At 55.5% G+C, this 1,085-nt stretch carries 1 protein-coding gene; it reads left to right on the forward strand.

Annotation, left to right across the window (positions count from 1 at the left end):
* Positions 1 to 33: 33 nt before the first annotated feature.
* On the forward strand, positions 34 to 1,085 hold a 1,052-nt coding region (locus ACFDR9_RS27750), incomplete at its 3' end, for an ISAs1 family transposase (RefSeq protein WP_409033082.1).

The following is a 1,085-nucleotide window of genomic DNA, read 5'->3' on the forward strand; positions in this document are numbered from 1 at the left end:
CAGGGCGATTGCATGAAGGCGAAGGTGTAGCCGATGGCGAAGTTGGCAAATATTGCTTGTAAACTCGTTGAGAAAGGCGTTTACTCTCAATATTTGGATGAGCAAATGACTAACGAACCGATAGCGCTGGTAGCTGCATTCAATGATTTGACCGATCCGCGTGCGCGTCAATGCGCCTACCAACTCGATGAATTGCTGTTGGCCGCCATCTGCGCCGTCATCAGTGGAGCGGAGACTTGGATCTCGGTTGTGGAATGGGGCGAAATGAAGCTTGACTGGCTGCGCCAGCACCTGCCCTTTGTCAACGGTATTGCCTCGCATGACACTTTTGGACGGGTCTTTTCGCTGCTCGATGCGGCGCAATTCGAGCTCTGCTTTACACGATGGATGAGTTCGATGTGCCCCTCTCTTGAGGGGCAGCACATTGCTATCGATGGCAAGTGTGTACGCGGTTCCCATGATGGAAAGCACGGCGCGATTCATCTTGTATCGGCATGGAGTAGCGCAAGCGGGCTGACCCTGGGGCAGATCAGGACCGCCGACAAGAGCAATGAAATCACTGCCATACCGGAATTGTTGGCGACACTCGATATCAAAGGCGCCGTCATCACGATCGACGCGATGGGATGTCAGCACGATATTGCTGCAAAGATCGTCGCCAGCGGCGCCGACTATGTGCTGGGCGTGAAGAACAATCAACCGGGCTTGGCTGAAGCCATCAAACTGTGGTTCGATGCGGCTGATGCGGGCAAGATGGATCGTCCTTTCTGGGATCATATCCAGACTGAAAAAGATCATGGACGTATCGAAACGCGGCGCTGCCTAGTCACCAATGACGTTGCCTGGCTTGGCGAGCAACAGCAGCACTGGGTGGGCGTACGTAGCCTGATCATGATCGAATCGACGCGCGAAATCATCGGCAGGAACAGCAGTGGAACTGCCAGCGTCGAACGACGATACTACCTGAGCAGCCTGCCTGCCAAAGCGGCCCATCTTGCGCAGACTGTGCGGGCGCACTGGGGCATCGAAAACTGCATGCACTGGGTGCTCGACGTCGCCTTTCGCGAGGACGATTGCCGCATACG

Source organism: Janthinobacterium sp. CG_23.3 (assembly GCF_046115965.1).
Taxonomy (GTDB): Bacteria; Pseudomonadota; Gammaproteobacteria; order Burkholderiales; family Burkholderiaceae_D; genus Janthinobacterium.